The sequence below is a fragment of the Caldicoprobacter sp. genome, from assembly GCF_047459465.1.
Classification (GTDB): domain Bacteria; phylum Bacillota; class Clostridia; order Caldicoprobacterales; family Caldicoprobacteraceae; genus Caldicoprobacter.
Window position 1 is genome coordinate 1 of record NZ_VSCO01000093.1, and the last position, 7,207, is coordinate 7,207.

Annotated in this window: 6 protein-coding genes; 2 read left to right on the forward strand and 4 right to left on the reverse strand. The window is 47.8% G+C overall.

Annotation, left to right across the window (positions count from 1 at the left end):
• A partial coding sequence (gene uvrB / locus FWJ59_RS06745) for an excinuclease ABC subunit UvrB (protein WP_414481202.1) occupies positions 1-1,534 on the reverse strand: 1,534 nt, incomplete at its 3' end.
• A 188-nt stretch (positions 1,535-1,722) separates the two neighbouring features.
• Between uvrB and FWJ59_RS06750 the strand changes: the two genes are divergently transcribed.
• Positions 1,723-2,652 carry a DUF2935 domain-containing protein gene (locus tag FWJ59_RS06750; RefSeq protein WP_414481203.1) on the forward strand — a complete coding sequence of 310 codons (930 nt, stop codon included), beginning with the start codon at positions 1,723-1,725 and terminating at the stop codon, positions 2,650-2,652.
• A 383-nt stretch (positions 2,653-3,035) separates the two neighbouring features.
• A complete protein-coding gene (locus FWJ59_RS06755) occupies positions 3,036-3,707 on the forward strand; it encodes a hypothetical protein (RefSeq protein WP_414481204.1) in 672 nt (223 codons plus the stop codon).
• A 4-nt stretch (positions 3,708-3,711) separates the two neighbouring features.
• On the opposite strand, the gene FWJ59_RS06760 is transcribed toward FWJ59_RS06755, so the two are convergent.
• From FWJ59_RS06760 to FWJ59_RS06770, 3 genes are all read right to left on the reverse strand, one after another.
• Positions 3,712-4,593 carry an Mrp/NBP35 family ATP-binding protein gene (locus FWJ59_RS06760; protein ID WP_414481205.1) on the reverse strand — a complete coding sequence of 294 codons (882 nt, stop codon included), beginning with the start codon at positions 4,591-4,593 and terminating at the stop codon, positions 3,712-3,714.
• A gap of 77 nt (positions 4,594-4,670) precedes the next feature.
• Positions 4,671-5,906: a PDZ domain-containing protein gene (locus FWJ59_RS06765; RefSeq protein WP_414481206.1), complete on the reverse strand. Its 1,236-nt coding sequence runs from the start codon at positions 5,904-5,906 to the stop codon at positions 4,671-4,673.
• Between the two features lie 12 nt (positions 5,907-5,918).
• Positions 5,919-7,163, reverse strand: coding sequence for a S41 family peptidase (locus tag FWJ59_RS06770; protein ID WP_414481207.1), 1,245 nt, complete (start codon positions 7,161-7,163; stop codon positions 5,919-5,921).
• Positions 7,164-7,207 lie beyond the last annotated feature (44 nt).

Here is a 7,207-nt window from a genome sequence, read left to right on the forward strand (position 1 = left end):
CCTCAGGAAGATCCAAGCCCTCCCTGAGCAGGTTAATGCCCACCAGGACGTCAAACTCGCCTTTTCGCAGGTCGCGAATGATTTCCATGCGCTCGATGGTATCGATGTCCGAATGCAGATACCGTACCCTTATGTCCATCTCCCTTAAGTATTCGGTAAGGCTCTCGGCCATCTTTTTGGTCAGAGTGGTAACCAGCACCCGTTCATTTCTTTCAACGCGCTGGCGTATCTCGCCAATCAAGTCGTCGATCTGCCCCTCCACCGGCCGCACCACCACCTCGGGATCAACCAGTCCCGTAGGCCTTATGATCTGTTCAACCACGCGCGACGACTTGCTGAGCTCATACGGTCCCGGAGTGGCGCTGACGTAGATGACCTGGTTTATCTTGCTTTCAAACTCCTCAAAGGTAAGAGGCCGGTTGTCATAAGCTGCCGGCAGTCTAAAACCGTACTCCACCAGGTTCTCCTTTCTGGAGCGGTCGCCGGCATACATGGCCCGCAACTGCGGTATGGTGACGTGGGACTCGTCTATGAACATGAGGAAGTCCTCGGGAAAATAGTCCAGCAGGGTATAAGGGGGCTCGCCAGGCTGCCTGCCGTCCAGATAGCGTGAATAGTTCTCTATGCCGTTGCAATATCCCACCTCGCGCATCATCTCGATGTCGTAGTTGGTGCGTTGCAGCAGGCGCTGGGCTTCTACCAAACGTCCCTGGTCCCTCAGTTCCTTAACCCTTATCTCAAGGTCACGCTCTATCTGTGCGATGGCTCGTTCCAGGCGTTCGCGCGACGATGCATAGTGCGAAGCAGGGAATATGGCCACATGGGTGCGGTACCCCAGCACCTCTCCGGTCAAGGCATCGATCTCGGCGATCCTGTCGATCTCATCGCCAAAAAATTCCACACGTATGGCCCGGCCGGAAGACCCTGCAGGGAATATCTCCACCACATCTCCCCTGACCCGGAAGGTTCCCCGCACGAAGTTTATATCGTTTCGCTGATACTGTATGTCCACCAGCTTGCGCAGCACCTCATCCCTGTCCTTTACCATCCCGGGCCGCAACGACAGGGTAAGGTCCCTGTATTCCTTGGGGTTTCCCAGGCCATAGATGCACGATACGCTGGCCACGATTATGACGTCCCTGCGTTCGAACAACGCCGAAGTAGCCGAATGGCGCAGCTTCTCTATCTCGTCGTTAATGGAGGTCTCCTTCTCGATATAGGTATCGGTGGCCGGCACATAAGCCTCCGGCTGGTAATAATCGTAGTAGCTTACGAAGTACTCTACCGCATTGTCGGGGAAAAAGGCCTTAAACTCGCTACACAGCTGAGCGGCCAGCGTCTTGTTGTGCGCCAAAACCAGAGTCGGGCGCTGGACGCGCTCGATTATGTTTGCCATGGTAAAGGTTTTACCCGAACCGGTAACCCCTATCAGGGTTTGGTGCTTCTCGCCCCTATTCAAACCCTCCACCAGGGCCTCGATAGCCTTGGGCTGATCCCCTTGGGGTTTAAAATCCGACTTTATCTTAAAACGCATAATGCAGCTTTCACCTCTTTAAGGTCAATTATACCACAAATGATGTACAACCTAAACTTTATTGTAGAAAAACGCTTTTCCCATCATTGATATATAGCATTTATAAAACCATCAGTAACACCTCATTTAATCCACACATATAATAAAGTGTAATTTTCAGTTCATTCAGGATCAGGGAGTGATAGGTAATGTTTGCAAGTAAGGAATTTGTACAGCAATCAATTGATGTACATCTTTTTTTTGCGCGTATCATGAAAGAGCATTCTTTTTTCCTTCAATTAGGATTTACCCCAAGAGATATGGATTTTGCCCAACAAGCAGATGATTTTAGAATGGCTTTTGATGGACTTTTAAGGGAGACCATCTGCCTTTCTAATGGAATTGTCAGCCCCGATGTACTCAGGTCGGGAGAAGTAGTAACGCAATACACGCTTGAAGCTGAAACAGTTTCTTCATATTTAACAGGGATTCCGATACCAACCGATTTAACTGAAGCGGAGTACAGGCTATTAAGTCGAGATATGATAAGAATCAATCCGCTACTTGAGCAGAGGGTTTTTATGCTTAACCAAAAGGCAATTAACTTGATTTTCGGATTGATAAGCTTTAAGACGGCAATTTTATCACGCGTTCTATCTTGTGACATGTTTACAATCAACTATCCTTTGTTGATTGAGCACATTCGGAGGGAAGCAGAGCTCTATTTACAGACGATTAAGAGAATTCAAAGGGGAGAAAAAATCGATCTTGCTAAGGAAGCCCTTGAACAGGAGCTATTCTGGAACAGGATAATGGCTGAACACGCCAAATTCATCCGAGGATTACTTGACCCAACCGAAGAGGAGTTATTTAAGAAGGCCAATGATCTGGGGAATAAGTTTGACCAATTGATAAAAGAGGCAAAGGCTGCATTGGAAAAGACAACGTCACCAGCAAAGGTTACGGAAGAAAGCCTCAAAGCAACCCAAGAAATTCGAGATTTTAAAGCCCAGGGAACTCAGGGATTACTGGAATGCAAGATCAAATCTATAATCATTCCATTGCTGGCTGATCACACATTGCGCGAAGCCAACCACTACTTGCGGTTATTAAAGCAGTTTAAGGATAAAGTTAACTAAACGGCCGTTTGTCAATACTGTACTTTCTATGTCTCATCCCTAACCCTGATTCAAAACCATAAATGTAACCGTGAAAACGCTGGAAATGCGGGATGGCTCATTGTAAAACTAAATGCCATATTTAAAAATAATAAAAACCATAGTGAGAGATCCTGTATGGTGTGTAGATATTCAACAACCACAAACATACAGGCGGCTCACTATGGTTTAATATAATTAAACCACACTTCATCTGAAGGAGCTCAACAACCATTTTTCACCTCTTTATGCGTTTTAACATTTTTCTGTGCATATTCTCCCCGAAATTACAACTTGCATTATCGTAATAGCAAAAATATAATAAGAAAAGTAAAAAATTTGAATAAAATGGAAGATGGTTGGATATGGAAATGGTATATGTCAACGTAGATCATGGTATACCACAATATGTCTATACCGGTTGCAAAAACTGTACCAGTATCATGGGCATAAGCCTGTGCAGCATTAAAAACAGGGGGTGCTGTTATTACTACCCCAGATTCACCCTTTTGGACATACAGAGGATGGCTCATTCGCTGAAAGGATTGCACATATTAAAATCTATAAGTAAGCTTCCTTCATCGGAAATACATCCTTTTGAGATCCATGCCAAAGGATACTTTGATGAGGAAGGCTATATGAAATACATGGAAAGCGGAAACAAGATCGATACCGATAGCATCAGGGACCACTCCATATTCTTCAAGGCTTGCCCCTTTGTCAAAAGCGGCTACGGATGCTCCCTTCCGCCGCGCTACAGGACGTACGTCTGCAACCTTTTCCTGTGCAACGAGGTCATGGAAAAGATAAAAAGCGATCGCAATTTTGAAGCGTATATGAGAGAAAGGGAAAGATATGTAAGGTGGGTGGAGTGGGAAAACACCTCCCTAAGGGAAATACTCTTTGAAAACGATCTGGACTTGGTCAGAGACCTGGAGGGCACCGTAAAGCTGCTCCAGGAAATACCTCTAAACATCTATGATTTTCCTCAACTGCAGCCCATAGTGATAAGCCAGGGCTTTAGCCGGGGAGCTTAACGCGTCATGGCCTTCCACCAGCTGGGCCCTTAAAATCTTCAAACCGTTCCATAAACCTTTGGGCAACTGGCCTAAAAAAGTCAGGATACAGGTGATGTACCAGCTCGATCCGCCCCTCATCGCCGAGCTGCGCTATATCGGGTATGATAGGCAGGCTGCCCAGGAAGGGGATTCCCGTTTCCTTTTCAACCCGCTCTCCCTTGCTGGGACCAAAAAGCTGTATTACCTCCCCGCACTTGGGACATTGAAGATGGCTCATGTTCTCCACAAAGCCCACAACTTTGACGCTCATCATTTTAGCCATGTGTATAGCCTTCCTTACTATCAAGCCCACCAGTTCCTGGGGCGAGGTGACCACCACCATCCCGTCGAGAGGAAGGAATTGCATAACCGTCAGCGGAGCATCGCCCGTTCCAGGCGGCAGGTCCACCATGAGGAAATCCAGATCGCCCCAGTCCACCTCCTCGTAGAACTGTTTGACGACGCCCGATATTAGGGGGCCGCGCCATATGACAGGCTGGTCCTCCCTATCCAGAAGCAAGTTTATGGACATGACCTCAATGCCCTTAGCTGTAACGGCTGGCAGCAGCGCACCTTCCCTGCTCTTTGCCTTGCCTTTTATTCCAAACAGCTTGGGTATGCTAGGGCCGGTTATATCAGCGTCCAGGATTCCCACCCTATATCCTTTATCCTGAAGCCACGTGGCAAGCAGCGCTGTCACGGATGACTTGCCAACTCCTCCTTTGCCGCTCATCACCGCCACCACGTGCTTTATACGTCCATAGGGATTGGTGGATTTAGGGATACTCCCCTGCCCTACCTTTGGGTTTTGCATTTCCTGTGACATCGATATTCCCCTTTCCTCAATTTTGTGCTCATCCCTCATCTATAGTTTAACCTGTTGCCCAGCAAACCATCTATCAAACCCCGCCTTTTAACATAGCGATTTAAAAGAGGCACAGGCTATTTTTCCTGTGCCTCTTTTAAATTGTGCCGTCTTCCCTTCCACAGCCTGAATATGAGCCCCTTTTGTTCATCTATACGAAAGTATTTACCGGTGTTGCGTGGAACAAACACAATGCCCAAGTTATCGATTCCCTTCTGATAATCCCTGTATTCCAGGGTCATGGCCTTCCCTTTGCGCTCGACGTCCACCCATATGAAGCCTCCGCACTGGCTTAAAACCTCCTCCACCATATCCTCGCTGTTTATATCCCTTCCATTAAGCTTAAGCAGTATATCTCCGGGTTGAATACCCATTCTCTGCGCCGGGCCTTCAGGAATCACTTCCAGCACCCTAAGCCCCTTCCAAGGAACCGTGAAGGCCGGTTTGCCGCGCAACTGCTCCCGTTTGCTCAGAATGATGAACAGCTCATGAAACAGAGGGGTACTCACCGCCGCAAGGTATTTTACCCAGTAAATCCTGGAAGAAACCACGGCCATGATCAGAATGGCCGTGCTGTATACCCCCAGCCAAAATCCTGATTCCCGTGCCCTCTCCTTGGGCAGCTGGGTTATGGCAATATCGCCGTACCCCAAAACGGCCACAATGGGTATGAGCGCAAATACCTGAGACATAGTTTGCGGTTTAAAGAGCGGCCACCAGTCCGGCATCGCAACGGCCCCACCCGGGGCCAGACTGGTGCTGGCTTCGGGTACCACCAACACCACCAAGGGTATGGGCCACATCTTCTGCATGAGATAGGCTCCCACAGGCTTGAACATCTTATGTTCAGTCCATACAGGAAGGCTGTCCTTATAGCCATCCAGTATGATGAGCAAGCTCTCCATCAGGTGCAATACCCCAACCAGGGCGATCAAGGACGATACGTCTATTTTAGGCCACCCGGTAAGCAAGCTTACCAGCGAAACTATCCCTCCGGCATAGGAAAAGCATATATACCTTTGATTGAACAACATAAGGAACAGCGCTAGAGGCCAAATAAAGAGTATGGCATTGTAATCGATGGCGATGCCGATGAGCACTATGAGGATGCTGGCCATCAGCCCCACCAGCATGCCATACAGCACCACATCAGCAAGCTGGGTAGACACTGGATTACGCAAAACCCCCAGCCACGACTCCTCAAGCCGCGCATTCCTCTGTATATACAGATAAGCCACCATCACAATGCCAATAAAGAACAAACTGGTTATAGCCTGCGCAAAAGAAGAAAATATGAGCTTTATCAAAGCCAAGCCAAAAACCCCCTATTCGTGCTGGCTGAGCATCTTCTTCAACTCCTCAATGCCCTTTTGTAGCTGGTTATCCAGTTCCTCCGGCAGCTCACCGCCAGAATTTTCCCTTAGGTAATTCTTAGCTTCCTCGCTCAAGTCCACTTCGATGTCGGGCACAACGCCTTTTTGATGTATATCCCTTCCCTTTGGAGTAAAGTATTTTGCAATGGTTATTTTGAGAGCCGAACCGTCCTTAAATGGACCCCGCAATCCTTGAACCAACCCCTTTCCAAAGGTAGTTTTTCCGATTATGGTACCCACGCCATAATCCTGAATGGCGCCCGACAACACCTCCGAGGCGCTAGCGCTGTATTCGTTGACCAACACCACCAAAGGAATCCCCAGATATTCCTTATCGGAATAGTACTTCTCTCCTATTCCCTGGCGATTTTCGCTGTATACAATCAACCCCTCGGGCAACAACATATCAGCAATCTCAGTACATGCCTGTAACAGGCCACCGGGATTGCCGCGTAAATCCAGTATAAGCCCTTTCATTCCCTGGCCCTTGAGGTCCTCTATGGCATTCTTGAAGTTTTTCGGCGAATTCTCATCAAACTGGTACAGCCATATATAGCCTATATCGCTGTCTAACATCCTGTATTCCAAGTCAGGAATTTCGATGATAGCCCGTTCTAGCGTAAAGTTAAGCTCCTTCCCATCCCTCAAGATGGTGATGTTCACCTTTGTACCCGGTTCCCCCTTCATCATGCTAACCGCTTTTTCCAACTCGCTCCCGCTTACGTCCATATCCTCGACTCTGATGATCTTATCCCCCTGCTGTATACCGGCTTTGGCAGCGGGGCTGTCCTTAAAAGCCCTAACAACAGTTATCAGGTTATCCTCTTCATCCACTGTGACCATAAGACCTATGCCAGCATAGCTTCCCTGGGTCTGCACGATAAATTCCTTGTACTCTTCGGCAGTAAAATAAGAAGTATATGGGTCTTCCAGCGCGGCTGCCATGCCCTTTATAGCACCGACCAACAGCTTGTCCTTATCGGGTTCTTCTATATAATCCTTTTCAATGGTCTGCCTCACTTCCTCTAGCAACTGGTATTTCTCAAGCAGCTGATATACTTCCTTACTCACCACATACCTGTTCCCACTCTGGATGTCGATATACTTGCTAACCTGAAAGGTCAAAAAGGATGAAAAGAATGCAGTGATGAGGATGATGACAACGGCTCCCCATGCAGCGGCCTTTTTGCTTATCATTAAAAAACTCCTCCTCTTTATACTCTACCTAGGCATCAATAATT

Bases quoted from the DNA above. Each gene is read 5' to 3' on its own strand.
- FWJ59_RS06750 (WP_414481203.1), top strand. From the start codon at position 1,723: ATGTTTGCAAGTAAGGAATTTGTACAGCAATCAATTGATGTACATCTT.
- FWJ59_RS06760 (WP_414481205.1), bottom strand. From the start codon at position 4,593: ATGAGGGATGAGCACAAAATTGAGGAAAGGGGAATATCGATGTCACAG.
- FWJ59_RS06755 (WP_414481204.1), top strand. From the start codon at position 3,036: ATGGAAATGGTATATGTCAACGTAGATCATGGTATACCACAATATGTC.
- FWJ59_RS06770 (WP_414481207.1), bottom strand. From the start codon at position 7,163: ATGATAAGCAAAAAGGCCGCTGCATGGGGAGCCGTTGTCATCATCCTC.